20 protein-coding genes are annotated in these 26287 nt (G+C 61.1%); 17 read left to right on the top strand and 3 right to left on the bottom strand.

Annotated features, from left to right (window positions below; genetic code table 11):
- Positions 1-96: 96 nt before the first annotated feature.
- Positions 97-384, bottom strand: coding sequence for a hypothetical protein (locus AC50YL_RS10380; RefSeq protein ID WP_161741740.1), 288 nt, complete (start codon positions 382-384; stop codon positions 97-99).
- A gap of 237 nt (positions 385-621) precedes the next feature.
- Between AC50YL_RS10380 and AC50YL_RS10375 the strand changes: the two genes are divergently transcribed.
- The 7 genes from AC50YL_RS10375 to AC50YL_RS10345 all read left to right on the top strand — a co-directional run bounded on the left by AC50YL_RS10375 (position 622) and on the right by AC50YL_RS10345 (position 11062).
- Positions 622-1728: a threonine aldolase family protein gene (locus AC50YL_RS10375; RefSeq protein WP_494831666.1), complete on the top strand. Its 1107-nt coding sequence runs from the start codon at positions 622-624 to the stop codon at positions 1726-1728.
- Positions 1729-1912: 184 nt separating this feature from the next.
- On the top strand, positions 1913-3472 hold the full coding sequence (locus AC50YL_RS10370) for a spore germination protein (protein ID WP_494831664.1): 1560 nt from the start codon (positions 1913-1915) through the stop codon (positions 3470-3472).
- Positions 3469-4584, top strand: coding sequence for a GerAB/ArcD/ProY family transporter (locus AC50YL_RS10365; protein ID WP_494831662.1), 1116 nt, complete (start codon positions 3469-3471; stop codon positions 4582-4584). Before AC50YL_RS10370 ends, AC50YL_RS10365 begins: the two co-directional genes overlap by 4 nt.
- Positions 4581-5705, top strand: coding sequence for a Ger(x)C family spore germination protein (locus AC50YL_RS10360; protein WP_494832525.1), 1125 nt, complete (start codon positions 4581-4583; stop codon positions 5703-5705). The genes AC50YL_RS10365 and AC50YL_RS10360 overlap by 4 nt, the downstream gene beginning before the upstream one ends.
- A 90-nt stretch (positions 5706-5795) precedes the next feature.
- Positions 5796-6599: a DUF2935 domain-containing protein gene (locus tag AC50YL_RS10355; protein ID WP_494831660.1), complete on the top strand. Its 804-nt coding sequence runs from the start codon at positions 5796-5798 to the stop codon at positions 6597-6599.
- Positions 6600-6757: 158 nt separating this feature from the next.
- Positions 6758-8314 (top strand): ABC-F family ATP-binding cassette domain-containing protein, encoded by a 1557-nt coding sequence (locus AC50YL_RS10350; protein ID WP_494831659.1) that lies wholly within the window; start codon positions 6758-6760, stop codon positions 8312-8314.
- A 336-nt stretch (positions 8315-8650) separates the two neighbouring features.
- On the top strand, positions 8651-11062 hold the full coding sequence (locus AC50YL_RS10345) for a glycoside hydrolase family 95 protein (protein ID WP_494831657.1): 2412 nt from the start codon (positions 8651-8653) through the stop codon (positions 11060-11062).
- Positions 11063-11199: 137 nt separating this feature from the next.
- Here the strand turns inward: AC50YL_RS10345 and AC50YL_RS10340 are convergent, their stop codons facing one another.
- The gene (locus AC50YL_RS10340) at positions 11200-13107 is read right to left on the bottom strand and encodes an ABC transporter substrate-binding protein (RefSeq protein ID WP_494831655.1); all 1908 of its coding nucleotides are present in this window, start codon (positions 13105-13107) and stop codon (positions 11200-11202) included.
- Between the two features lie 133 nt (positions 13108-13240).
- Here AC50YL_RS10340 and AC50YL_RS10335 point away from each other — a divergent pair, with 133 nt between their 5' ends.
- The 5 genes from AC50YL_RS10335 to AC50YL_RS10315 all read left to right on the top strand — a co-directional run bounded on the left by AC50YL_RS10335 (position 13241) and on the right by AC50YL_RS10315 (position 18689).
- Positions 13241-14782, top strand: a complete 1542-nt coding sequence (locus AC50YL_RS10335; RefSeq protein ID WP_494831653.1) for a DUF4153 domain-containing protein — start codon at positions 13241-13243, stop codon at positions 14780-14782.
- Positions 14783-14963: 181 nt separating this feature from the next.
- On the top strand, positions 14964-15491 hold the full coding sequence (locus AC50YL_RS10330; RefSeq protein ID WP_494832523.1) for an AAA family ATPase: 528 nt from the start codon (positions 14964-14966) through the stop codon (positions 15489-15491).
- A gap of 10 nt (positions 15492-15501) precedes the next feature.
- Positions 15502-15879, top strand: coding sequence for an MmcQ/YjbR family DNA-binding protein (locus AC50YL_RS10325; RefSeq protein ID WP_494831651.1), 378 nt, complete (start codon positions 15502-15504; stop codon positions 15877-15879).
- A gap of 424 nt (positions 15880-16303) precedes the next feature.
- Positions 16304-18085 carry a proline--tRNA ligase gene (locus AC50YL_RS10320; RefSeq protein ID WP_494831649.1) on the top strand — a complete coding sequence of 594 codons (1782 nt, stop codon included), beginning with the start codon at positions 16304-16306 and terminating at the stop codon, positions 18083-18085.
- 148 nt (positions 18086-18233) lie between these two features.
- Positions 18234-18689 (top strand): GyrI-like domain-containing protein, encoded by a 456-nt coding sequence (locus AC50YL_RS10315; protein ID WP_494831647.1) that lies wholly within the window; start codon positions 18234-18236, stop codon positions 18687-18689.
- Between the two features lie 92 nt (positions 18690-18781).
- Here AC50YL_RS10315 and AC50YL_RS10310 read toward each other — a convergent pair whose 3' ends face one another.
- The gene (locus AC50YL_RS10310) at positions 18782-19489 is read right to left on the bottom strand and encodes a GntR family transcriptional regulator (protein WP_494831645.1); all 708 of its coding nucleotides are present in this window, start codon (positions 19487-19489) and stop codon (positions 18782-18784) included.
- 332 nt (positions 19490-19821) lie between these two features.
- Between AC50YL_RS10310 and AC50YL_RS10305 the strand changes: the two genes are divergently transcribed.
- From AC50YL_RS10305 to AC50YL_RS10285, 5 genes are all read left to right on the top strand, one after another.
- On the top strand, positions 19822-21162 hold the full coding sequence (locus tag AC50YL_RS10305; protein ID WP_494831644.1) for a hypothetical protein: 1341 nt from the start codon (positions 19822-19824) through the stop codon (positions 21160-21162).
- A gap of 104 nt (positions 21163-21266) precedes the next feature.
- Positions 21267-22448, top strand: a complete 1182-nt coding sequence (locus AC50YL_RS10300; RefSeq protein WP_494831642.1) for an ABC transporter substrate-binding protein — start codon at positions 21267-21269, stop codon at positions 22446-22448.
- 91 nt (positions 22449-22539) lie between these two features.
- Positions 22540-24186, top strand: a complete 1647-nt coding sequence (locus tag AC50YL_RS10295) for an ABC transporter permease (protein ID WP_494831640.1) — start codon at positions 22540-22542, stop codon at positions 24184-24186.
- 11 nt (positions 24187-24197) lie between these two features.
- The gene (locus tag AC50YL_RS10290; protein ID WP_494831638.1) at positions 24198-25319 is read left to right on the top strand and encodes an ABC transporter ATP-binding protein; all 1122 of its coding nucleotides are present in this window, start codon (positions 24198-24200) and stop codon (positions 25317-25319) included.
- Positions 25316-26275 (top strand): ComEC/Rec2 family competence protein, encoded by a 960-nt coding sequence (locus tag AC50YL_RS10285; protein ID WP_494831637.1) that lies wholly within the window; start codon positions 25316-25318, stop codon positions 26273-26275. Before AC50YL_RS10290 ends, AC50YL_RS10285 begins: the two co-directional genes overlap by 4 nt.
- The last annotated feature ends 12 nt before the right edge of the window (positions 26276-26287 follow it).

The following is a 26287-nucleotide window of genomic DNA, read 5'->3' as shown; positions in this document are numbered from 1 at the left end:
TGTCTTTACTTGTTTAACATATTTGCTCGCGGCTGGCAAGGAGCCGCGAGCAAAAACAAACAGCCGCCGGCGTGCCGGCGGCTGTCCTGTATCCGATTACAGTTTGTTCTTCAAGTCCATCACGTATTTGACGACGACGCCGAACGCGCCGACGTAGTAAGCCGTTTCCATGATCCAGCCGGTATTGTCGAAGACGGTCATGTTCGAGAGCATGAACAGCGGGAGAACGAGCATGAGCAGATCCGTCAGATAAGCCGTGATCAGCTCGCTGGAGAACGTGCTGCTTTTCAGGGATTTGTACAGTCCGAGGAGGAAATTCAAGCCCATGGCTCCCATAACGATCCACATCGAATACAGCATCCAATCCGTAAGTGCGAATGTCATTTGAAATCACCTCCCCGCGGGAAGAGTAATTGCATACTCCATCATATGTCGGATGAGCTCGGGTTGTACTGGGGCGAAGCTGATTTTGTCCGCGGAAGGAGATTGGGTCCGGGAAGAAGAATTGATATACTGGTACGGGCATCGGTCCGCGGGCGATCCGCGAGAGTCCGATGATCCGCGCGACATACCATCACTCACGATGAACGGTCCATCCCGTTCTTGATAAGGAGCATGAACATGAGCGACGCCAAGACGCTGCTGCAGGCTTTCAACGAATCGGTCTATCCCGTCGGCGGGCATTCCAGGCGAAATGCGGAGGTGCTGCTGGAAGCCTTCCGCGGCATCGACGGAGAGACGGCGAGCGATATGTACGGTTCGGGCGAAGTGATCGAGCGATTCCAGGCGGACATGGCGGAAGTGCTCGGCAAGCCGTCCGCCGTCTTCTTCCCGAGCGGAACGATGGCCCAGCAGATCGCGCTGCGCATCTGGAGCGACCGCCGCGGAACCGCCAAGGTAGCCTATCATCCGCTGTGCCATTTGGAAATCCATGAACAGAACGGGCTGCGGGAGCTTCATCGGTTGGAGCCGATCCTGCTGGCCGACAAGGACCGCTTGATCACGCTCTCCGACGTGGAAGCGATGACCGAGGATATCGCCTGCCTGCTGCTCGAGCTGCCGCAGCGCGAGATCGGCGGCCAGCTGCCGGACTACGCCGAGCTTGAAGCCATCTCGGCGCATTGCCGCGATCGGGGAATCAAGCTTCACTTGGACGGGGCGCGGTTGTTCGAGATTTTGCCGTATTACCGCAAGACCGCCGCGGACATCTGCGCGTTGTTCGACAGCGTCTATGTCTCGTTCTACAAGGGCATCGGCGGCATCGCCGGGGCGATTCTGGCGGGCGGCGAGGAGATGACGGCCGAGTCGAAAATCTGGAAGCGCCGGCATGGCGGCGATCTGATCAGTCTCTATCCTTATATCATTCCGGCGGCGCATTACTTCCGGGAACGGATGCCGAAGATGGCGCAGTATTACCGGGATGCCGTCGAGCTCGCCGCGATGTACAACGAATGCCCGGCCGTATCGACGCTGCCGGCTGTCCCGGTATCCAACATGTTCCATGTGCATATCGGGCTGCCGAAGGAGACCGCGGAGCGGATCTTCGTCGGCATCGGCGAGCGGACCGGCGTCGGCTTGGCCCATAACGTCAATGCCGGGCCGGAGGGAGACAGCCGTTACGAAGTCAGCTTGGGCGACCGCTACGGCGAGATCCCGAAAGCGAAACTGAACGAAGCGTTTCGTCTATTGAAGGAAGCCATCGGAGAAGCGATCGCGGCGCGGCAGTAAGCGGGCGTTTCCGCCGCTGCCGTCGCATGCAACCCATCATACGAATGTCGGCGATGATCAGGCAGCCCCGCGGGGCTGCCTTTTTCGATTCGCGCCCGACGCGGTCAAGCGCTCTATGGCGCATAAAAACTGGCTGCAATTGGCAAAATGAAGTATCCAAGCTTGAGAGGAAAAGAGGAACGACATGTCGATGATCTGGCGAATATTCAAGCTGGCCGCGGCTGCCAAGCGCTTATCCGCGCGTCCCTCGAACGGCGGTCCGGCGGATAAGCGCGGCGGCGGGCTGGCGTCCGGGCTGGAGCGCAATCTGAACGAGCTGCGCCGCGTGTTCAGCCATGCGCCGGACCTCGTGATTCGCACGTTCCCCTACAAACAGGCCGGCCAACAAGCGGCGCTCGTCTATATGACCGGTCTTACGGACAAGAATTCGATCAACAACAATATTCTCCGGGAATTGATGTTCCGCATCGCGGACGATGCCGCGTCCGGCGAGCTTCCCGTCACGCTCGGCAAGCTTGAAACCTGTTCGAGCTGGTCCCAAGTCGAGAGAGCCTTATTGAACGGCATGAGCATGCTGTTCATCGACGGCATGGCGCACGGCTACGCGATGGATACCCAGGGCTGGCCGCAGCGGGCCATTACCGATTCCCAGATCGAAGCCTCGCTCAAAGGCGCGCATCAAGCCTTCGTGGAGACCGGGGAATCCAACATTGCGCTCATCCGCCGGTATCTCTCGACGAGCGAGCTCAAGATCAAGGAGTACCAAGTCGGGGAACGCGCGCCCTGCAAGGTTTCGATGCTCTACATGGAGGACGTAACGGAGCCCGAGCTGATTCGATCGATGGAAAAGCGGCTGCTGGCATTGGACACCGACTGCATCCTCAACACGGGCGAGCTGGCGGAGCTGCTGGAGGACGACCCGTACGCGTTCCTGCCGCAGTTCATCACGACCGAGCGGCCGGATACGGCGGCGTCCCAACTGCTGCAAGGACGGGTTTGTCTCGTGGTCGACCGTTCCTCGAGCGTCATGATCGCGCCGACCAACTTCGTCGCGTTCTTCCACGGCATCGACGACTACAGCATGCGCTGGCCGATCGCGAGCTTTCTTCGGCTGCTGCGTTTCTTCGCCTGCTTCGTCGCGGCCTTCCTGCCCGGCATTTATATCGCGTGCATTTCATTCAATTACGAAGTGATCCCGCTCGACCTGATCCTCTCGATCGGGCAATTCCGGGCGGCGGTTCCGTTTCCGCCGTTCGTCGAGGCGTTGATCATGGAGATCACGCTGGAGATGCTGCGCGAGGCCGGCGTACGGCTTCCCGCCCCGGTGGCGCAGACGGTCGGCATCGTCGGCGGGATCGTCATCGGGCAAGCGGCGGTGCAGGCGGGCATCGTCAGCAATCTGATGGTCGTCGTCGTCGCGTCCACGGCCGTCGCGTCGTTCATCATTCCGAACTACGATATGGCGGCGGCCGTCCGGTTGATCCGTTTCCCGGTGATGCTGCTCGCGTCGCTGTTCGGCGTGATCGGCATCATTGTCTGCGTCATGGTGCTCATCGCGCGCATCATCGGCCTGCATTCGCTCGGCGAGTCGTACAGCACGCCGATCGCGCCGATCCGCTTCCGCGATTGGAGGGACGTATTCGTACGGCTGCCGCTGTGGACGATGGTCAATCGACCGCGCAGCATCCGCACGCGGCAGAAACGAAGAATGGGCTCCGGCAGCCATGGAGGCGACGAGGAATGAGCAGGGACAGGCTGAAGCCGGACAGCAAACAGAACAGCATTACGATCGTTCAGTTCGTCCTGACGATCCACAGCATGCAGCTCGGCGTCGGCGCCATCTCGATCCCCGCGGATTTGGCCAGAATCAGCGGCACCGACGGCTGGATCGCGCTGATCATGGGCTGGGCGGTATCCGTCGTCGCCAGCCTGATCATCGTTCAGATCATGAAGCGTTACCCGAAGGGCACCATACTCGAGCTGATCGCCCATTATTTCGGCAAGTCGGCCGGCTGGCTGGCCGCGTTCGTCTTCGTCGTCTACAGCGCGATCTTCGCGTACTTGATTCTCGATCGGATGGTGCTCATCATCCAGAGCTGGATCATGCAGCAAACGCCGCCGTACACATTGATGCTGCTGTTCATCGTTCCCGCTTACGTCATCGTCAAAGGCGGCGTGCGCATCATCGGCCGTTACTCGGAAGTCGTCGTGCTGTGCTCGCTCTGGATGCCCGTGGCGATGCTGGTGCTGCTGAAGGAAGCCAATTGGCTGCACTTGCTGCCGGTGTTGAAGGAAGGATGGATGCCGGTATTCAAAACGGTGAATACGACGATCATCACGTTTCTCGGGTTCGAGTCGATCTATTACATCTATCCGAATCTGGACCGCAAGAAGTACGCGTCCGTCGGCGTGGTAATCGCCAATACGCTCACGCTCCTGGTCTATCTCTTCTTGACGCTGATCTGCTTCCTGGTATACAGCCCGGACCAAATCACCCAATTCAACGACGCGGTGCTGTCCGTCGTGAAGATCATCGAGTTCCGCTTCCTGGAGCGATTCGATATCGTCATGCTGACCTGTTATCTGCTCATCATCTCGAAGACGTGGATTCCGCCGCTCTACATTGCCGTGTATTGCACGAAGCGGCTCCTGTTCGTCGGCAAGCCGGAGTTATACCTCGGCGTGTTCCTATCGAGCATGGTCGTCGTCACGTACATTTGGAATCCGAATTGGAACGAGAGCGTGAACGCGCTCAAATGGTTCAGCCTCTTCGGCATCGCGATCGCCTATATCTTCCCCCTGTGCCTTTGGGGCGTCCTGTCCGTCATGCTGAAGTTTAAACGGTGGCAGACATGAAGCGGGCCGCGGCAATCCTGCTCATCGCTTCGATGTTGGCCTTGCTTCCCGGCTGCAAGGACAGGCTTGACCTGGAAGACATTACGCTCGTGCTCATGTTCGGGCTGGATCTGGACAAGGACAACAATCTCGTGATCTACGCGTCCAGCCCCGTATTCAACAAGGAAGCGAAGGACAAGAACGAGGTGACGCAGGTCAACGCGATCACGTTGCGGCAATCCAGAGGGGAACTCGAAGCCCGCGTATCGGCCTTGGTCAGCACGGGCAAGCTCCAGTGCATCCTGATCGGCAAGAAGCTCTTGCAGCATCCCGAGTGGGTGAAGCTGCTCGACGTGTTCTACCGCGATTCCAAGACCCGCATCAAAGCGCGGCTCGTCGCCGTCGACGGGTCCGTGGCCGATATCATGTACTTCGCGCCGCCCGACAAACGCAGGCTTTCGCTCCATATCGCCAATTTGCTGGATACGGCCTACGAACGGAATTTGGTCGAGGAGACGTCCCTCTGGGAATTCCACCGCCAGCTGCACGAGCGGGGAAGAACGCCGGACATGACGGAATTGCGCAAGAACAAGCGGGAAGTCGTGGCCGACAGTACCGCCTTGCTGAACGACGACGGGAAGTACGTGACCTCGATCGGCATCGAGGAGACCGAGTTGCTGCAAATTTTGCAAAAGGACAAGAAGTCGGATCTGTCGCTCACGCTCGTGCTTCCGGAACAGGAGAAGGCCGGGACGTCGTTCCTCCACGCGGGATCGGTCAGCTTCTACGTGCTCGACATCGGCCGCAAGGTCCGTACCGCCTATTCCGGCGGCAAGTTTCGGTTCGACCTCGATTTCGACCTTGAGATCCGGTTGACGGAACGTCTCTTCGCGTTCGACGTCCTGCATGACGCGGAGCAATTGGAGGCGCAAATCGATAAACGGCTGCAAGCGCAGATGACTGCCCTGATCGCCAAGCTTCAAGCGAACCGGATGGACCCCGTCGGCTTCGGTCTCCATGCCCGCGCGTTTCAGTATGCGGCGTGGAAGAAGGTTCAGGATCATTGGGGCGATGCGTTCGGACAAGCGGAGTTCAAGGTTCGCGTGCACGCCAAAATCGTCGACATGGGCGAAATCACGTAACCGGCCATGCGCCGACCGGCCGTATTTCCAGCCTCCTGCCCGCATAGGCTAGAGGGATGGAACAGACTTACGAGAGGTGGCGGTCGTTGCGTGGATGGGAAAGACGCGGCGTTGTTCGAGCATCGGTTCTGGCTGCAGATCTTAGGCGATCACAGCCGCTTCATCTTCAATGCGCTGGCGCCGATGGAGACGAAAGACATCGAGATCGCCGGGCAATTCATCAAGGCGTTCGACGATCTGCTCGCCCGCGCGCGGCAGGCCGCGACCGAAGCGGATGCGGAGGCGATCACGCGGCTGGCCTGTCCGCTGACGGAGGAGCTGCGGAATTTCAAGCTGCATTTGCTCGAACGGATCCTACTGGGCCAGATCACGTTCGGACTGACGCCGTCGTTCATCAATCATATGGTCAACGAGCTGGAGGAGTACATGCTCATCCTGGCCGAGCTGGAAGAGGGCCGCCCGGTGCCGCGGTTCGCCGCGCTGCATCACGACATGCTCTGGTTGTCCGATGCGTCCTTCCATGCGGCGACGATCACCGGCGGGCTCGATCCGGTCGAGAAGCGGCTGCAGCTGCGAAGCCGCGAATTCTCCAAGCATTTCGACGACTTGTACCTCAAGAGCATCGAGCTGGCGGGCTATATGCGCACGCAACTGCATGATTTCCCGGCCTTCCGGCGGTTCCACAGGGACGTGGACCTGGAGATGAATTTGTTCCGGAGCTTCTTGACGGAGCTGGATTCCTGGGAGCTGACCGCCGAAGTGCTCGACAGCCTGACGCCGCTCGTCCCCGATCACATGCTGCGGGAAGAATGCTACTACTTGGGCAAACTGGCCGATCTCGGCCAGGTTCCGCGCCCGAACTGCGATCCGGACCGGCCGAGAGTCGGCGCGTGACGGGAAGGCAAGTCCATCGAGGCAGCCGACGGCTGCCTTTTTTGCTGCCGGATTCCGCGCATGCGGGCACGCGCGGAAAGCTTCACTTTCTCATTGAGTTGTACGGGGCGTAACGCTATAATATAACGAGAAAAAGTCTAACAGAAAAGGTGTCATCGATGAGTATATTAAACGTAGAACGGCTCAGCCACGGCTTCGGCGACCGGGCGATTTTCAACGACGTTTCCTTCCGCCTGCTGAAGGGCGAGCATATCGGACTGATCGGCGCGAACGGCGAAGGCAAGTCCACCTTCATGAACATCATCACGGGCAAGCTGCAGCCGGACGACGGCAAAGTGGAATGGTCGAAGCGCATGCGCGTCGGCTACCTGGACCAGCACGCGGCGCTGCAGCGCGGACTGTCGATCCGCGACGTGCTGAAGGGCGCGTTCCAATATTTGTTCGACATGGAACAGGAAATGAACGACATGTACGGCCGCATGGGCGAAGTGACGCCCGAGGAGCTGGAGCAGATGCTGGAGGACGTCGGCACGATCCAGGATACGCTGACGAACCAGGATTTCTACATGATCGACGCCAAGATCGAAGAGACCGCGCGCGGCCTCGGGTTGACGGATATCGGCCTCGACAAGGACGTGACGGACTTGAGCGGCGGGCAGCGCACCAAGGTACTGCTGGCCAAGCTGCTGCTCGAGAAGCCGGACATTCTGCTCCTCGACGAGCCGACCAACTATCTCGACGAACAGCATATTACGTGGCTGAAACGCTACCTGCAGGAATACGAGAACGCGTTTATTCTGATCTCCCATGATATCCCGTTCCTGAACGACGTCATCAACTTGATCTATCATATGGAGAATCAAGAGTTGAACCGCTACGTCGGCGACTACGAGCATTTCCAGCAGGTCTACGAGATGAAGAAGCAGCAGCTGGAATCGGCCTTCAAGCGCCAGCAGCAAGAAATCGCAGACCTGAAGGATTTCGTCGCGCGGAACAAAGCGAGCGTCGCGACCCGCAACATGGCGATGTCCCGCCAGAAGAAGCTCGACAAGATGGACGTCATCGAGCTGGCGAAGGAGAAGCCGAAGCCGCAGTTCAGCTTCAAGGAAGGACGGACCTCCGGCAAGCTGATCTTCGAGACGAATCAGCTCGTGATCGGCTACGAGGAGCCGCTGTCGAGACCGCTCGACCTGCGCATGGAACGCGGGCAGAAGATCGCCCTCGTCGGCGCGAACGGCATCGGGAAGACGACCCTGCTGCGCAGCATCCTCGGGGAGATTCAAGCCATCTCCGGTACCGTCCAGCGCGGCGAGCACCAGCAGGTCGGCTACTTCGAGCAGGAAGTGAAGGACGCCAACTACAACACGTGCATCGAAGAGGTGTGGAAGGAATTCCCTTCGTTCACGCAATTCGAGGTTCGGGCGGCGCTCGCGCGCTGCGGTCTGACGACGAAGCACATCGAGAGCAAGATCGCCGTGCTGAGCGGCGGCGAGAAGGCGAAGGTCCGCCTCTGCAAGCTGATCAACCGCGAGACCAACCTGCTCGTATTCGATGAGCCGACCAACCATTTGGACGTCGACGCGAAGGAAGAGCTGAAGCGCGCGCTGCAGGCGTACAAAGGCAGCATCCTGCTGATCTCCCACGAACCGGAGTTTTACCGCGACGTCGTGACGGAGACGTGGAACTGCGAATCATGGACGACGAAAGTATTCTGATTCGTCGCGAGAACGATTGAGAGAAGCTGCTTGGCGGACACGGTCCCGAACCGTGCCGCCGGGCGGCTTTTTCGCGTTACGCGGCCTAACGCAGGAGGGATCGCGATTCGCGTGACAACGGCGGATGTTCACGCTGCCGAAGGAGCCCTGCCGCAGGCGGGCAGGGGCTCGACCGAAGCAACGCAGCATCTCGGCGCTTATGGCGAACGGATCTTCGTCTTCGCGCGAGCCGGAGCCGAATCAAGCCGAAATTGTTGCCTTATCCCTTGACGGACTTTGTCGCATTGGATACATTTGCAATGTGCGACTATGCGAATGTTGGGGAGGAAACATCTTTTGGAACTGCGATATGGAAGACCCGCGCGCGTCTGGACGGAAGCGCTTCCGGTCGGTAACGGCAGGCTCGGCGCCATGGTATACGGCGGCGTCGAGAGCGAAGAAATTCAACTGAACGAGGACACGCTGTGGTCGGGGCATCCGACCGACGGAAGCAATCCGCGCGCCAAGGAAGCGCTTCCGGAGGTGCGCCGCCTGATCGCGGAGAAACGCTTCGTGGAGGCGGACCTGCTGTGCAAGGAAATGATGGGCCCGTTCACGCAAGCCTATATGCCGCTCGGACATTTGCGGCTGACGTTCGAACACGGCAACGTGCATTCGGCATACGAACGGACGCTGGATTTGGAGCAAGCGGTTACAAGCGTCACCTATAAAATCGGCGGCGTCGTCTATACGAGAGAGGTGTTCGCTTCTCATCCGGACGGCGTCATCGCGATCCGCCTGCAGGCGAGCGCGCCGGGCAAGCTGAGCTTCCACGCGCGGCTCGACAGCCCGCTGCGGTACAAGACCTCAGCGGCCGAGGCGCGCTACGTCATGCACGGCGTCGCGCCGGAGCATGCGGCGCCGAGCTATTATCCCGTGGACGAGCCGCTCGTCTACGGCGATCCGTATACGTCGGAAGCCATATCGTTCGAAGGCTGCCTGAAGGCAAGCGTCGAGGACGGGGCGGGCTTCTCCTGGATCGACGGCGACGGGCTGCACGTCATCGGCGCGACGTCGGCCGTGCTCTATTGGAGCGCGGCGACGAGCTTCAACGGCTACGACCGGATGCCGCGCAGCGAAGGACGGGAGCCGGGACCGATCGCGGCGGCCGCGGTCGAAGCCGCTTCCGCGCAGGCTTACGAAGAGCTGCGCCGTAAGCACGTCGACGACTATCGGTCCCTCTACGGCCGCGTGGAGCTGGAGCTCGGCGCGTCCCAGGCGCCTGCCGGCATGGCGACCGACGAGCGGGTGGCCGCTTACGGGGCGAAGGACCCGGGCCTGGCGGAGCTGATCTTCCACTACGGGCGTTACCTGACGATCGCAAGCTCGCGCCCCGGGACCCGGGCGACGAATCTGCAGGGCATATGGAACAAGGAAACCCGGGCGCCGTGGAGCAGCAATTATACGATCAACATCAATACCCAAATGAACTATTGGCCCGTCGAAAGCTGCAATCTTGCCGAGTGCCACGGGCCGCTGCTCGCCTTCATCGAAGAGCTGGCGGTGAAAGGCAAGCGGACGGCTTCCGTCAACTACGGCACGCGGGGTTGGACGGTCCACCACAATACCGACCTCTGGGCGCAGACCGATCCGGTCGGCGATTTCGGCCAAGGCGACGCGAGCTGGGTCAGCTGGCCGATGGGCGGCGTCTGGCTGTGCCAGCATCTGTGGGAGCACTTCGCGTTCGGCCGGGACGAAGCGTTCCTGCGGGAACGCGCGTATCCCGTCATGAAGGAAGCCGCGTTGTTCTGCCTCGATTGGCTGGTCGACGACGGCGGGGGCAAGCTGGTCACGATGCCGTCGACGTCGCCGGAGCATAAATTCCGCACGCCGGACGGCGTTGCGGGAGTAACGAGCGCGTCGGCGATGGACCTGGAGCTGATCTGGGACCTGTTCACGAACCTGATCGAGGCCTCGACGATCCTGGGCGAGGACGAAGCGTTCGCCGCCGAGCTCGCCGAGGCTCGCGAGCGCATGCTTCCGCTGGCAATCGGCAAATACGGCCAGCTGCAGGAGTGGGCGAGCGAGGATTTCGAGGACGAGGATGTCCATCACCGTCACGTCTCCCATCTGTTCGGCGTCTATCCGGGCAGGCAGCTGACGGCGGAGACGACGCCCGAGTTGTTCGAAGCGGCCAAACAGTCCCTCGAACGCAGGGGAGACGGCGGAACCGGCTGGAGCTTGGGTTGGAAGGTTTCGCTCTGGGCGCGCTTCGGCGACGGTAACCGGGCGCTGGGGCTGCTCGACAATCTGCTCAAGCTCGTTCGCGAGGACGAGCCGGACAATTACCATTCCGGCGGCGTCTACCCGAACCTGTTCGACGCGCATCCGCCGTTCCAGATCGACGGCAATTTCGCGGCGACGGCCGGCATCGCCGAGATGCTGCTGCAATCGCACCGGGACGAGCTGCGGCTGCTGCCCGCGCTGCCCGACGCCTGGCCGGAGGGCCGGGTATCCGGCTTGCGCGCGCGCGGCGGCTTCGAAGCGAGCCTGCGCTGGTCGCAAGGCCGTTTGGCCGAGGCGGAGGTGCGCTCGCTGAGCGGCGGAGATTGCGTGATCGCCGCCGATGGCCCGGTCACGGTATCGCTGGTGCCTGAGGACGGTTCGGCCGGCGGCGGGGAAATCTCGCTGGACGTCGTCGCGCTGGATGGCGGGCGCGTGCGATTCCGGACCGAAGCCGGCCGGAGTTACCGGATTACGCGGGCTTAGCTGGATCGAGTCATCGGAGCGCCGATAACTGCCTATCAAGCTTGAAAGAGCCGGATCCTTGGGATCCGGCTCTTTTCGCTATTATCCGTTCTTAAGTTTCGTTCGTAAGTTATCGTTCGTAAATTGTCGTTCGCAAGCTATCCGTTCGCAAGCTCTTCCGGCTTGAACCACAGGTCCCTGAACCGGACCCAGCCCAGCGATTCCAGCGAGATGCCCCGAATGGAAGGGTGGAAGGCGGTTTTGAGATGCTTGCGGTACAGAAACAGCAACCGGTGCGTCGAGCGGAGCTCGTCTTCGATCGCGAGCAGCGCCTCGGTGCGCTGCTCCGCGCCGTGAAGGGTGAGCAGGGCGTCGATACGCCGTTCCATGTCGCGCTGCGTCTCGGGCAGCAGATGATGCAGCATGCTCTTGAATAATTCGATGAGACGCAGCTCGCGATGCTCGTCGAGCATGACCGCGAAGAGCAGCAGATCGGCCGCGAGGCGGGATTCGCCTTTGAAGATTTCCGCGGGAATGAGCTCGATGTCGAGGCGGATGCCGGACGCGGCGCATTCGTCGCGGACGAGCTCGGCGTCGGCTTCGTACTGGGGAATGGTGGCCAGCACGATGCGCTCGCCTGCATAGCCCGCGGAAGCGAGCAGCTCGGAGGCCGTAGGCGGGCCGCAGGAAGCGGTGCCCGACAGCTCCGTTCCGTGCAGCACCGTGCCCAAATGGCCGACTCTATACCGTTCCGTTTCATCCGGATCCGTTTCACGTGCTTTCGATCCAAGCGAGGCGTCTCCATGCAAGTCCGGCCAGAAGCTGTTCGCAGCCTCGATGACGTCGCCGGACAACCGCTCGATCAGGCTGGCGCGGTTCAAGGCCGCGTCGAATGCCTGCCGGATCGCCGGATCGCGCAAAGGCCCGTCGCGCAGCTCGTTGACCGTCACGAACTTGCAGGTCGTCCCGGATTGCCTGACCTGCTGCAGCCGCTGCGATGCCGGGCCGGACAACCGCACGTTATGCATCACCTCGAAGACGGGCAGCCCCTCCGATTCGCCGCCGCCGCCGCGCGCGCTGCCCGGCTCCGTCCAAACCTCCACGACGTCCAGGAATCCCCTCCCGCGAAAATACGCGTCGAACGCTTCGAGCGTGAATATGCCGTGCTCGCTCCCGGCAAGCCGGAAAGGGCCCGTTCCGATCGGATGCAGGCCGAACAGCGCGCCTTCCCGCAGCTCGTCCGCCGCCGGTACGATCGAAGCCCGGTTCGTGGTCAAGAACGGCAGGAACAGCTCGTTCGGCGACCGCAGCCGGAACGTCACCGTCCGTTCGTTCGGCGTGTCGATCTCGTCGATCTCGCCGTATACCCAGTGGAACAGCCCTTTCGGCGCCAATCGCTTCAGCCGCTCGAAGGAGAACCTCACGTCGGCGGCGGTCATCTCCCGGCCGTTATGGAACAGGACGCCTTTGCGGAGGAAGAACGTCCAGCAGCGCCGCGATCCGTCGACCTCCCAGGCATGCGCGAGATGCGGCAGCGCGGCTTCGCCGCCGGGACTCATCCGGACGAGGCCATCGAACAGCTGATTGACGAGATGGGACTCGCCGGCGTAATGCATGTCCGCGGGATCGAGAGAATGAATATGCTGCGGGAGCGGAAAGCGCAGCAAGTCCAGCCGGCGTTCGCCCCGGACCTCCGTCTGAAATCCGAACCGTCCCGACAGCCAGGCTTGGAATCGGTTTCGCAGTCCGCCGCCGTCGTCGTCCATCTCCTGCAGATAAGAGACGGCGCGCTGCAGATCCTGCCGCTCCGCGATATCCTGCGCCTCCGCGAGCAGCAGCTCTTCCTTGCCCGCCAGGAACCGCAGGACGGAACGGTTGCCGCGGCCGCGCTTCGGCTCCCAGCCGATCCAGTGCTCCCGCTGCATGCGCTGCAGCAGCAGCACCATGTTCCGGTGGGTGCAATCCAGCGCTTCCGCCAGCTCCTGCGTCGTCACTTCGAGCGGCTCGCGCTCGCCGATCTGCGGATACAGCGCGCGCAGCGCCAAATAATGCCGCCTGATCTTCATGTCTTCAGCTCCCGTCGTTAAAATATGAAATCAAGGGAAAATATCTTTCACTTTTTGTTCTTATTTTATCGGCTACAATAAATGGAAGCAAGACATTCGCGCCGTCCGCGGCGCATGCATGAGGAGTGAGACGATGCGAAATCCGGCGCCTTGGCAGCGAAGATACGAGAATATCGCTTTGCTGTCGCTGTTGTTTGGAATCGTCAGCCAGTATTTATTCGTGTGGAACGGGTTTAATTTGTCCGTCCCGTTATTCGTCATTGCGTTCTACGGTTTGTTCTTCTATGCGGTTCAGGGGAGAATCGGCGGCTTCGACCGCTGGCGGGGACAGTCCAAATCCGGCTGGCTGCTCAGCCTGCCGGTCGCTCTGCTGGCCTTGTCTTACGCGATATACGCGAACGCGCTGTTCCGGGGGCTGAATCTGGTAATCCTGCCCGCGCTCGTTGCCGCTCAGACGGTGCTGCTGACGCGCAGCAGCGCCAAGCCCTGGTACCGTCTCGCCTTCTACGGAGAGGTAATCTTCTTGTGCCTGATCAAGCCGTTCGCTTATCTGGCCGTTCCGTTCAGCCTGCTCGGCAGCCGCCTGCTCCCGAGATCGGGCGAGCATGGCGCGCATGCCGCGGCGGGGAAGGCGCGCCGGATTCTGTTCGGCCTGCTGCTCGCGGCGCCGCTGCTCGGACTCGTCATCGGCCTGCTCGCGTCCGCCGACCGCATCTTTAACGAGCTGCTGTGGCGCATCCCGAGGCTGTTGTTCCATTGGGATATCTTTGACGGCTTCATCCGGATCTTCGTAGGCGCCATGTTCGCTTTCTATGCCTTCTGCTACTTATGGACGCTGTTATTCCACCGCGGCGAGGGAGGCGCCGCCGACTCGCGCGGCTCGGAATGGAACGGGCTCACGATCGAACGCTACGGCGGCAAAAAAGAACCTGTCGCGCTCGATCCGTTGACGGCCTGCACGCTGCTCGTCAGCTTCAACCTCGTTTACCTCGTGTTCGCGGCGATTCAGTTCTCGTATCTGTTCGGCGCGGCGAGAGGGCTGCTTCCCGCCGGCGCGGAATACGCGGAGTATGCCAGGCAAGGCTTCGCGCAGCTGGTCGTCGTCGCGCTGATCAACCTGATCCTGCTGCTTTGCGGCCTGCATCTCGTGAAGCGCGGCGAGCGGGCCGGCGAGCTGGTTCGCAAAATATCCCTCAGCATGATCGTCGGCTGCACCATCATCATGCTCGTCTCCGCCTTCGGCCGGTTGTCGCTGTACGAGCAAATGTACGGCTATTCGCAAACCAGGCTGCTCGTGCACGGCTTCATGATCTTCCTCTGCTTTATTCTGGCCGCGTCGCTGATTCGCATCTGGCGCGAGCATTTCTCGCTGGCGAAGACGTATATCGGGCTCGGCGTTGCGGCGTACGTCATCATGAATTACGCGAATCTGGACGCGCTGATCGCGCAGCGGAACTGCGAGCGATTCGAGGCGAGAGGGCAGATCGATACGGCGTATCTGATGACGCTCTCCGCGGATGCGCTGCCCGCCCTGCTCAAGCTGCAGGCCAAGCATCCCCGGGATATCGAAGGCTTGGATGCGGCGATTCGCGGCATCGTCGATCGGTCAGGCGGCGATGGCGGGTGGCCGGGGTGGAACTGGTCGACGTCGCGGGCGGCGCGCGTTGACGATTGATTCGCGGCATGGAACGACGGGGGCGTCGAGCTCCGGCGGTTCCATCATTCGTCGAGGTCGGGATGATCACGCATGTCGCGTGTGTATTTTGGCACAAGCATGAACGCCCATTGCGCGCCAATGCGTCTGTCAAAGCGTATTGATAGGCCATACTATTAACAGGAGTGATCGCGTGATTATCATGATAAACGGGGCGTTTGGATCCGGAAAGACTTCCGCGGCCAGAATGCTGCAACCTTTGGTCGCGAATAGCCTGGTATTCGATCCCGAAGAAATCGGACTTATGATTAGAAGGTTACTACCCGAGGAAGCAAGGGATATCCATGAACGAACGGATGATTTCCAGGACATCGAACTTTGGAGAATCTTGACCGTTAAGGTCGCGGGAGAGGTAAAGAAGAAGTATCGAAAACACTTAATCGTGCCCATGACCCTGTATAAAGAGGAAAATTTCACTTATATTTACAATGGATTTAAAGCATTAGACGAAGATCTCTATCATTTTTGTTTAATCGCTTCAGAGGCCACCATTACGAACAGATTAGCCAAGCGCGGCGAAGCAATAGGAGGCTGGTCATCCCAGCGGACGGCTGAATGCGTCGAAGCTTTTAGGAAAGAGATTTATCAAGAGCATTTAATTACGGATCACTTAACGACGACCGAAATTATCGACATTATTATCAAGCGAATACAACCAACATGGAAATGAGGGGTTGCGAATGCCTGAACATGACCATCCGCTGTTGAATCGGGTCCGGGAATTTTGTCTCGCGCTGCCCGGCGCGAGCGAGCGCGACAGCCACGGGTCGCCGGGGTTTTTCATCGACGGGAAGAAAGCGTTCGTGCATTACCGGCACGATCATCACGGCGACGGCATCGTCGGGCTGTGGTGCGCCGCGCCGCCCGGCGTCCAGGGCTTGCTCGTCGCGGGCAACCCGGAGCTCTATTACGTGCCGGCCTACGTCGGGCATCTGGGCTGGGTCGGCGTTCGATTGGACCGCGGTACCGGCTGGGACGAGATCGCCGCCGCGATCGGCGAAGCTTACGCCGTCCGTGCGCCGAAGAAATACCTCAAGCAACTGGCGGAACGCGGCTGAACGCCGCTTCGGTCGGCTTCCGCTTGACTTGCGTGCCGAACGTGGTGTATTTTAAGTACCAATCATACTAAGACCGTGATCAAGGATATGCCGATTCTTCGAACCTGCGCACAGAGAGGGAGCTCCCCGGCTGAGAGGCTCCCCGCAGTCGCGAATCGCGCCCCGCCTTGTAGTCGCTGCGAGGAAAGCGAGTATTCGCAGCCGGGATCATCCCGTTATCCGAACCAGAGTGCCGATCCGCAACGCTGCCGATCGGCTGAATTTGGGGTGGTACCACGAGCGCGCACTCGTCCCTTTACCGGGGACGGGTGCGCGTTTTCGTTTGGCCGTTTGCGCGTTCGCTTGCGGGAGAGGGTCGGGTTGATCCGGCCGAAGTCCTGGAGCAGGCAAGCGACGGCAAAAACATTCACGAGGAGGAAGAAGGATGCGACAACAAGCTGCGTTTATGCCTACGATGCGGGAGGTGCCGGCCGACGCGGAAGCGATCAGCCACCAATGGCTCGTCAAAGGCGGGTTCATCCGCCAGCTGTCCGCGGGCGTGTATTCGATATTGCCGCTGGGCCGCCGCGTGCTGCGGAACGCGGAACGGATCGTCCGGGAAGAGATGGAGGGAACCGGCGCGCAGGAGGTGCTGCTCCCGGCGATGCAGCCCGCCGATCTCTGGCGCCAATCCGGCCGGTACGAGGTGTACGGACCGGAGCTGATCCGGCTGCGCGACCGCGGCGACCGCGAATTCGTGCTCGGACCGACGCACGAGGAAGTCATCACCGCGCTCGTCGGACAGGAAATCTCGACGTACCGCAAGCTTCCCGTGACGCTCTACCAGATCCAGACCAAGTTTCGCGACGAGCGCCGGCCGCGGTTCGGACTGCTTCGGAGCAGGGAGTTCCTTATGAAGGACGCGTACTCGTTCTCGGCGGATTGGGAGAGCCTCGATGTCGTTTATCGGGCGATGTACGGGGCGTATCACCGGATATTCGAACGCTGCGGCCTCGAATTCAGAGCCGTGGAAGCCGACGCGGGCGCGATCGGAGGCGAAGGCGGCACGCATGAATTCATGGCCATCGCCGCATCCGGCGAGGACGACGTCGTCACGTGCAGCCATTGCGATTATGCGGCGAACATGGAGAAGGCCGCCGGCCGCGGGTCCGCCGCCGTCGGCAAGGACGGCCGGGCGGCGCACCCGGCGTCCGGTGGAACGGCGCCGACGGCAGGGGACCCCGTCCCGGCCGCGGAAAAGCTTCATACGCCCGGTCTCAGGAGCATCGAGGATCTAGTGACGGGACTCGGCATTCAGACGAGCGTGCTGATCAAGACGCTCATCTACTTGGCGGACGGCAAGCCGGTCGCGGTGCTGGTCCGCGGCGACCGCACGCTGAACGACACGAAGGTAAAGAACGCGCTGGACGCCATGGAGCTGGAGCTGGCGGATAGCGCGGTCGTCGCCGGCATCACGGGGGCGGCAACGGGCTTTGCCGGTCCGGTCGGGCTGAACGCGACGCTGCTGGTGGATGAAGAAGTCGCCGCCATGGCGCATGGCGTCTCCGGCGCGAACGCGACGGATTATCACTTGAGGCATGTCGTGCCGGGCAGGGACTTCCCGCTGGAGCGGATCGGCGATTACCGCAACGTCGAGGAAGGCGAGGCGTGTCCGAACTGTCTGGAAGGCACGCTGCGCGTCATCCGCGGCATCGAGATCGGCCACGTCTTCAAGCTCGGCACCAAATACAGCGAGAAGCTGGGCGCGCGGTTCGTGGACGCTTCCGGCGAGAACCGGCCGATGATCATGGGCTGCTACGGCATCGGCGTCACGCGGCTGCTGTCCGCCGTCATCGAGCAGCACCACGACGCGAACGGCATGTTGTGGCCGGTCGAGCTTGCGCCGTTTCAAGTGCATGTCATCCCGGTCTCCCATCAGGACGAAGCGCAGATGGCGGCGGCCGAGCGATTATACGAGCAGCTGCGGGCGGACGGCATCGAAACGCTGCTCGACGATCGGGGCGAACGTCTCGGCGTGAAGTTGAAGGACGCCGATCTGATCGGCATCCCGATTCGGATCGTCATCGGCAAAGGAATTGCCGAGGGCGAGGTCGAATGGAAAGAGCGGGGAAGCGGCGAGCCTGCCGAACGTCTGGCGCTCGCGGATGCCGGCGCGTCCGTCCGGCGATGGCTGGAAGACCGTCGCGCGCGGCGGCGGAAGAGCTAAGCCGGACCGCCGTCCGCTTGCGCTCGGAACACAGTTCGTTCGACATGCACGGGCGCGAACGTACAAGCGGAGGTTCGGCATGCGGGCATGACGGAAACCGCCGCTTACGCCAAGGATGATAGTCGGGCAGAAGAGAGGAGCCGATCGGATGAGTTTGCAATGGAGAATCGTCGATGAACCGTTTACCGTCACGCTGCACGGGGTCGCGAAGCCTCGCCTCGGCGACGAACCTTACGGGGATATCGTCATGGAGCTGCTGGGACGCGTATGGACGGAAGTGCGCGGTCAAGCGCTTCCGCATCGCGGCGTGAATCATGTGTTCTACGGGCCGGACGACGTGGTCTTCGCCGGCGTCGAACTGGATTCGGCGCAATTGGGCGACCGCGTCATATCGCAGTTGACGCGCAGGATGCTGACACTGAACGAGTATGCCTATTGCGTCCACCGGGGTTCATACGCCGGGCTTGGCCGCACGTATGACGAGCTGTGCGCGGCCGTCTCGGCCTCCGGACGCGAATGCCGGAAACCGCTGCTCGAGGTATACGGCCACTGGAACGAAGACGAGTCGCTGCTGGAGACCGAAATCTATTTCGCCCTCGACTAACCGAATACCGCATCCAGGCAACGCAAAACGCTCCGGCCATTATGGTCCGGGGCGTTTTTGCGCATATATGGACGCCTGCGAGGCGCGCCCGCCTATTCCCGTTTGATGATCAGCTTGAACGCGCTGCTTTTCAAGTAATCCAAGGAGTAGAATACGGGGCGGTCCTCTTCGTCGTAATGCAGCTGCTTGAGCAGCAAAATCTCCGGACCGAGCAGCTCGGCGGCGTTCCGGTCCATCGCGTTGTCCATGCTGATCGCGCAAATCTCGGTAATGGCGTAAGCGACCTGAATGCCGATCTTATTCCGCAGAAAATCGAAGATCGCGCCCGTGAACTCGCCGTCGATATGGCCCGCGACCAGGCTTTGCGGGAAGATGTTGTAGTAGAACGCCACCTTGTTGCCGTCCGCCGTCCGGGAACGCTCCAAGATGACGACGTTCTCGTCCGTCTGCAGCTTCTCCGTCCACTCCGCCTCGGATTCGCGGGTATAGATGCGAATATCGAGCTCGCTTTCCATGAAGCCGCCGTTCTTGATCATCTGGCCGACGCTTTGCAGCTTGCTTAACGGATTCAAGATGACGTCGGAGCGGCTGTTGACGTAGGTGCCGACGCCGTTTCTGCTGATCAGCGTCTTTTCCCGCTGCAGCATCTTCAGCGCCTCCCGGAGCGTCGGGCGGCTGACCTCGAATTTCTTCGCCAGCTCAGGCTCGGAAGGCAGACGTTCGCCCGGCTTCAATTCGCCGGATTCGATGCTTTGCTCGATTTCTTCTTTTACTTTGAGATAGAGCGGTTTTTTCTCCAACTTCCCATTGTGCCTCCTTGCATCCGAATGCTGTCTGACATCGACATTGTAGCATAAACGTAAATTCGCTCACAACAAAAAGCTTATAAATCGGTCTATTTTCTCAATAAACACTTAACATTCCATTCATTGACACGATTGAAACCTCTTCCCTATAATTCAAGGTGTCAGACAGCATGCTTTAACCTGGTTGATAGGGGGAGATGGATCGACGCGGACCTGACGGCGCCAAGACGCCGAGCTGCCGGCATTCCGGCACAAGCCTGACGTATCGGAGTCTGCTTATTCACGGGGAACAGAAAAAATAAGAAGCGACGGAGGGTTAGAGTTACATGAAGAAAACCGTACTGGGTCTTACGGCCGCAGCGGCGCTCGCGCTGGGCGTTCCGGGCATCGGAGGCACGCCGGCCGCGCATGCCGCGAGCAATGAAGAGCTGGCCGCGCACTGGGCGCCTCAAATCTATCAGGACGTCAACGCGGATCTCGACGTAAGAGCGGACTTCATCACGAACTTCAACTATGACGGGGATTACCGCGCGCTCAACAATTGGGACAACCTCTCGAATTTCAACGAGAACGGCTACGTGTACTACAAAGTGTCCGAGACGAACACGCACTATTTCATCGAGTACGATCTGTTCCATGCCCGGGACGATGCGTATACCCGGCCGCTCGACGCGCATGAGAACGACCTGGAGGGCTTGTTCCTCGTCATCAGGAAGGACGGCTCGGCTTACGGCAGCTTCCAACTGATGGAAACGATGGCGCATAACCAATGGTACGACTACACGAACGATCCGAGCATTACGACGGGTTCGGACAACGTGGACGGCGGCGTGCTCATGAGCGGCAGCCATCCGCAAGTGTTCTGCCAGGCGAACGGCCAGAGCCCGAGCGGCGGGCACGGCGTGAAGGCGTATGACGGATCAAGCGCGCCGGGCGGAGACGGAATCGTCTACGATTACACCGGTCAGGCCGACTTCCCGACGTCGACGGCAGGCAGCTATGCGAATCACTACGGTTACGCGCTGATCGAATGGGGCGACTTGTGGAGCAAGCGCAACGATCCCGAAATGTTCGCATCATGGGGAACGTTCGGCGGCGACAACAACACGGCCAATTCGGCCAATGCGCCTTGGGGCTGGGACGACAGCACCGACGGCCCGGCCCTGCAGGGAATGAACTGGTCCGATCCCGCGCATCAGGTCGACGTGCATCTTAACGGTCTCGGCAGTTTCTCGCATTCGTACGTCTCCAATCCGTACTACTCGCATAAGATCACGCTCGTCAACGCGACGAGCCTCGAAAACCGCGATCCCTTCGGCGGGAAGAGCGATATCTTCCTAAAGGCGTACGTCAACGGCCAAGGGCAGACGGACGCGCGCTTCTGGAAGAAGAACGACGCGCCGACCTCGCAGACGTATCCGATCGCGTTCGGCGCGAACGACGCCGAATTCGGAGCCAATTTCTCCGAGGCCTACAACACGGTCTATGTCGCCAAGCCGGCGAATACGGCGGTCGAAATCCATGCCTACGACTCGGACGGCACGTCCGGCGACGACGATATGGGCTATGTATCGGGCATCGTGGCGCCGGGCGCCACGTTGACGTGGACGAACGCGGCGACGAGCAACGGACAAGCCCGCATCACGGCGACCGTCACGGCACGGTAAGGAATTCAGAAAACTTAGCGTATGCTTTCGAAGCAGTTTTGCTTATCTTGCCGAATACCGGCTGCGAGGGCTACGCCCCCGCAAAACTTTCAGGAGGTTCCAACATGCTCACCAAACCACGCGCCCGCATGGGCGGTCTCTTATTGGCATCGGTCTTCGCGCTGACGGCATTGCTGTCCGGCTGCGGATCCGATAACGGCAACAACGGCAACGCGGCTTCGAATACGACTGGGAACGCGGCCGCGAACACGGCTTCGGCGAACGCCGGCGGCAACAAGACGGACGCCGCCGCCAACGCCGAAGCGGACAAACCGGCCGAGACGCCGGCTGCGGAACCGGCTTCGACCTCGAACAAGCTGGTCGTCTACGCGGCGCTCAACGAGGACGACGTCGTGCAGATCCAGAAGAAATTCAAGGCAGATACCGGCATCGACATCGAGTACATCCGCTTGAGCGGCGCCGGCGAAGCCAGCACGCGCGTCCAAGCCGAGAAGAACGCGCCGCAAGCGGACATCATGGTCGGCGGCTCCGTGGAATTCTACGACGGCTTGTCGTCGCAAGGATTGCTCGAAGCGTACGCGTCGCCGAACGCGAAGGAGATCGACGCGCGCTTCAACGATCCGAAGGGCTTCTGGCAGGGCTGGTACATGGGCGTGCTCGGCATCGTGCTGAACAAGGACCGCTTCGAGAAGGAGCTCGCGCCGAAGGGCGTCAAGGAACCGCAAACCTGGGACGACCTGCTCGACCCGAATTACAAAGGGAAATTCGTAACGTCGAATCCGGCAACGGCCGGCGGCGGCTACATCTTCGTGGCGGATCAGCTGTTCCGTCTGGGCGACGAGAAGGGCTGGGATTACCTGAAGCAATTGAACGGGAACGTCCATCATTACACGCAGGCCGCCGGCGACGGCATCACGCTGACCGCGACCGGAGAGTTCGTCGCCGGCATGTCGTGGGCGCATGACATCGTCAAATCGATGAAGCAGGGCTACCCGATCAAAGTCATCATTCCGAAGCAAACCGCGTTCGAAATCGGCGGCGTGGGCATCGTCAAGGGCGGCGCCAACACCGAGAACGCGAAGAAATTCGTCGACTGGCTGCTGACCAAGGAAGTCGGCGAGATGAACACCTTAATGTCCAACCGCTATTCCGTCCGCTCCGACGTCGCGCCGCCGGAAGGCATGGTGAAGATCGAGGACGTGGATCTGGTCAGCTACGACCGCGCCAAAGCGTCGGCCATGAAAGAAGACGTCGTGAAGAAGTTCACCGACATGACGGCCAAGTAACGCCAACTCAATACGCGAAACGCGACACCTCCTCTTTGCGGGCCTCCCGCAGGGAGGAGGTGCGCGCCATGAATCGAAAGGAGCGGGCGAATTGATCTCAACCGCCGCCAACGAAAGCGCGGGGAACCTGAAGCGGCTGAGGAAGGACCCCTTCCTGGCGCTCGGCTCCGCGGCCATGATCCTCTTGACGTGCTTTTTCGTCGTCTGGCCGATCATCAAGGTCGTCAGCTATTCCCGCTTGGCCGACTACCGCAAATTATTCACTTATTCGAGCTGGTACCATGCCGCCTTGAACAGCTTGTTCATCACGGCGTTGTCCACGATTTCCTGCACGCTGATCGCCTTTCTGTTCGCTTACGCGGTGACCAGGGCGCACGTGCCGTTCAGACGGCTGTTCGCTTCCGTCGCGCTGCTGCCGATCGTCTCGCCGCCGTTCATCGTGGCGCTGTCGTACATCCTGCTGTTCGGCGGGCAGGGTATTATTTCTAAATACGTGCTTCACGTCCACTTCGACATCTACGGCTGGCACGGGCTGTGGCTCGTGCAGACGATGACTTTTTTCCCGTATGCGTATGCCGTCATTCACGGGGTGATGGCTTCGATCTCGCCGCAGCTCGAGAATGCGGCCTATAATCTCGGGGCCACGCATTGGCAGGTATTCCGCCACGTGTTCCTGCCGCTCTGCAGACCGGGCCTGGCGGGCGGAGCGCTGATCGCCGCGATGAACGTGCTGGCCGATTTCGGCAATCCCATCATCATCGCGGGCAATTTCCATGTGCTGCCGACCGAGGCGTACATGCAGATGTCGGGCATGTTCGATCTGAACTCGGCTTCCGTGCTGTCGACCGCGCTGCTGCTGCCGGCGATCGCCTTGTTCGTCTGGAACCGTGCCTGGATCGGCAAACGCTCCTACGTGACCGTGACGGGCAAAGAATCGAATGCCCGGCCGTTCCCGCTGCCGGCCGCCGCCAGATGGTCGGTGTTCGCGGCTTGCCTGCTCGTGACGGCCCTGGTCTTGTCCGTCTATGGCGTGCTGTTCTACGGCGCTTTTACGAAGACATGGGGCTTCGACTGGTCGTTCACGCTCAAGAACGTGCATTACATCTTCGCGAAGGGACGGGAGATGGCGAACAGCCTGAAGTTCGCGCTGCTGTCCTCGGTCGCCGCCGCGGTATTCTCGCTGCCGCTCGCGTTCATCGTCCAGCGCAAGGGGACGCGTCTCTACCGGCTGCTGGACGTGCTGGCGATCCTGCCGGGGGCCGTGCCGGGCATCTTCCTCGGGCTCGGATTCGCCGTGGCCTTCAACGAGAAGCCGTTCCTGCTGACGGGAACGCCCTTGATCATGATCCTGGCCTTGATGTTCTGGAATTTGCCGACCTGCTACAGCGTGAACCTGGCCGGGCTCGCGCAGATCAGCGGCACGCTGGAGGAGGCCTCGCTCAATCTCGGCGCGAATCGGCTGCGCACGTTTTGGCGGATTCTGCTTCCGCTGCTGCGGGGACCGTTCATTGCCGGCGTGACCGTCTCGTTCCTTCGTTCCGTCACCTGCCTGAGCGTCGTCATCTTCATCTATTCCGCCAAGACGTCCGTCGGCACCGTGTCTATCCTCGGCCTGGTCCAGAACGGGGAGTGGGGCAGCGCCTCCGCGCTTACCGCCGCGCTCATCCTGATGGCCTTCGCCGTGCTGGCGCCGACGCGTCTGCTGCTCAAAAAGCAAGGAAGATCAATCCAACTTTAACGGAGGGACCTATGGCTGCCAACGAACCGATGATCGAAATTACGAACGTGTCCAAACGCTTCGGCGATTTCGAAGCGATCAAGAACATCTCGCTGTCCGTCCCGGCCGGCAGTTTCACGACGCTGCTGGGGCCGAGCGGCTGCGGCAAAACGACGCTAATGAAGCTCATCGCCGGCTTCTTCGAACCCGACCGCGGCGACATCTTCATCGAGGGCAAACGGATGAACGGCCTGCCGGCGTTCAAGCGGAATACGCCGCTCGTCTTTCAGGATTACGCGTTGTTCCCGCATATGACGGTGCAGGAAAATATCGCCTACGGGCTGAAGCTCCAGAAGCTGCCCCGCAAGTCCGCCGAGGACAAGATCTCGGCGATGGTCGACATGTTCGGCCTGCACGGCCTGCGTGACCGTCTGCCGCGCGCCTTGAGCGGGGGGCAGCAGCAGCGCGTCGCCTTCGCACGGGCGCTCGTGATGGGCAGCAACGTCATCCTGATGGACGAGCCGCTGAGCAATCTCGATGCCAAGATGCGGGTCGAGGTCCGCGACGAGCTCCGCCAGCTGCAGCAGCGGCTCGGTTTTACCGCGGTGTTCGTGACGCACGACCAGGACGAAGCGCTGTCGATCTCCGATCAGGTGGCGGTATTCGACCAAGGCCGGATCGTGCAGGTCGGCACGCCGAGGGAGATCTACAAGAAGCCGGCGTCCCGCTTCGCGGCGGACTTCGTCGGAGCCGCCAACTTCGCGGAAGGCGTCGTGAAAGCGATCGAGGACGACGATCTCGTCATCGCCTGCGGGAACAGGTTCATGCGCGTGCACCGCGACGGGTATGCCTACGGTCCGGGAGAGCGGGTCACGCTCGTGATCCGGCCGGAAAGCATCGCCGTCCATGAGTCCGCGTCCCCCGCAGATAACGCGTGGAGCGGCTACGTGCTGCGGAGCAGCTTCCACGGCCGGTCGGTTCGGTACTGGGTGACTTCGGACGGCCGGGATTGGATCGTGGACGACGCCGGACCGGGCGGCATCGCCGGCCAGCACGGGCTCGTCCACATGTCGGTAGACAAGCGTGCCGTCCATCTGCTGCCCGCAGCCGACGGTACGGTGACCATCGTGAGCGGAAAGGGGGCGATCGCGTGAGCGCGGAAGTGCATTTTCTAAACGTCGCTTGGGGCGACTCGCACGCGATTCGTCTGCCGTCGGGGAAAGTCACGCTGATCGACGGCGGCGACGGAGCCGTGCTGCCGGATCGGGATCACCCGCTCCAATGGCTGAACCGGCACGGCGTCGAGGAGATCGAGTGGCTGATCCTGACTCATCTGCACGAGGACCACATGAATGGCCTGCTTGCCGTCGCGGAAGCCAAGCCGATCCGGAACGCAGTGCTTCCGTATGAGCCGTTCCGGTTGCCGGAGGCGGAGGACGAAGCCGCCTACGAGCCGCTTGCCGGTCAAATGCTGCATATGCTCGGCGCTTATCTGACGCTTATCGAGCGGCTGCGCGAGAAGGGAACGGCCATCCGCTGGCGTGATCGTTACGCCTCCCGGGAGGAAGCCGTCGTCTGGGAAGAGGAAGGCGTGCATTTCGCGCATTTGTACCCTTGGCAGGGCGACCCGTTGCCCGCTTATCAAGTGATTCAAGGCATGGCCGAAGCGGAAACGCCGCCGGCTAATGACACGCTGGTGGCCTTCTTCGAGGCGTCCAATCACGACAGCTCGGTCTACCGGTTAAGTCTCGTCGACGAACCGGAGCACAACATATTGTTCGGCGGCGATCAGCCGGAGCCGGGCTGGGAGCGCATGGCGATCCGGGACGATATGGCCTGCGGCGTGTTGAAGGCGGCCCATCACGGGCTTCCGGACGGCTTCAACGAGCGGATCCTCGCGATGACGCGGCCGGCGCATTGCGTCATTCCGATCGAGGCCGCGCGATCAGGATCTTATGCGGCCGAGTGGAAACGGCTCGCGAAGCTGGCGCAGACGACGATAAGGCTGACGTCCGGCGCCGCGCATGGCTTGACGTACCGGCTCGGAAGCGGAGCGGCTCCTGCGGCGGCGACCGTCGAATCGGATTCGAAGCCCGAAGGCCGCGCATAGGAGCAGGCAGAC

The organism is Paenibacillus sp. J22P277, assembly GCF_059383675.1.
Note: the sequence above shows the minus strand (reverse complement) of the source record. Positions and strands in the feature narration are given on the sequence as shown.

Excerpts from the sequence above, each read along its gene's own strand:
- AC50YL_RS10370 (WP_494831664.1), top strand. The coding sequence starts at position 1,913 with ATGTCGATGATCTGGCGAATATTCAAGCTGGCCGCGGCTGCCAAGCGC.
- AC50YL_RS10290 (WP_494831638.1), top strand. The coding sequence starts at position 24,198 with ATGGCTGCCAACGAACCGATGATCGAAATTACGAACGTGTCCAAACGC.
- AC50YL_RS10300 (WP_494831642.1), top strand. The coding sequence starts at position 21,267 with ATGCTCACCAAACCACGCGCCCGCATGGGCGGTCTCTTATTGGCATCG.
- AC50YL_RS10330 (WP_494832523.1), top strand. The coding sequence starts at position 14,964 with ATGATAAACGGGGCGTTTGGATCCGGAAAGACTTCCGCGGCCAGAATG.
- AC50YL_RS10360 (WP_494832525.1), top strand. The coding sequence starts at position 4,581 with ATGAAGCGGGCCGCGGCAATCCTGCTCATCGCTTCGATGTTGGCCTTG.
- AC50YL_RS10380 (WP_161741740.1), bottom strand. The coding sequence starts at position 384 with ATGACATTCGCACTTACGGATTGGATGCTGTATTCGATGTGGATCGTT.
- AC50YL_RS10340 (WP_494831655.1), bottom strand. The coding sequence starts at position 13,107 with ATGAAGATCAGGCGGCATTATTTGGCGCTGCGCGCGCTGTATCCGCAG.
- AC50YL_RS10375 (WP_494831666.1), top strand. The coding sequence starts at position 622 with ATGAGCGACGCCAAGACGCTGCTGCAGGCTTTCAACGAATCGGTCTAT.
- AC50YL_RS10325 (WP_494831651.1), top strand. The coding sequence starts at position 15,502 with ATGCCTGAACATGACCATCCGCTGTTGAATCGGGTCCGGGAATTTTGT.
- AC50YL_RS10335 (WP_494831653.1), top strand. The coding sequence starts at position 13,241 with ATGCGAAATCCGGCGCCTTGGCAGCGAAGATACGAGAATATCGCTTTG.
- AC50YL_RS10365 (WP_494831662.1), top strand. The coding sequence starts at position 3,469 with ATGAGCAGGGACAGGCTGAAGCCGGACAGCAAACAGAACAGCATTACG.
- AC50YL_RS10320 (WP_494831649.1), top strand. The coding sequence starts at position 16,304 with ATGCGACAACAAGCTGCGTTTATGCCTACGATGCGGGAGGTGCCGGCC.
- AC50YL_RS10315 (WP_494831647.1), top strand. The coding sequence starts at position 18,234 with ATGAGTTTGCAATGGAGAATCGTCGATGAACCGTTTACCGTCACGCTG.
- AC50YL_RS10305 (WP_494831644.1), top strand. The coding sequence starts at position 19,822 with ATGAAGAAAACCGTACTGGGTCTTACGGCCGCAGCGGCGCTCGCGCTG.
- AC50YL_RS10350 (WP_494831659.1), top strand. The coding sequence starts at position 6,758 with ATGAGTATATTAAACGTAGAACGGCTCAGCCACGGCTTCGGCGACCGG.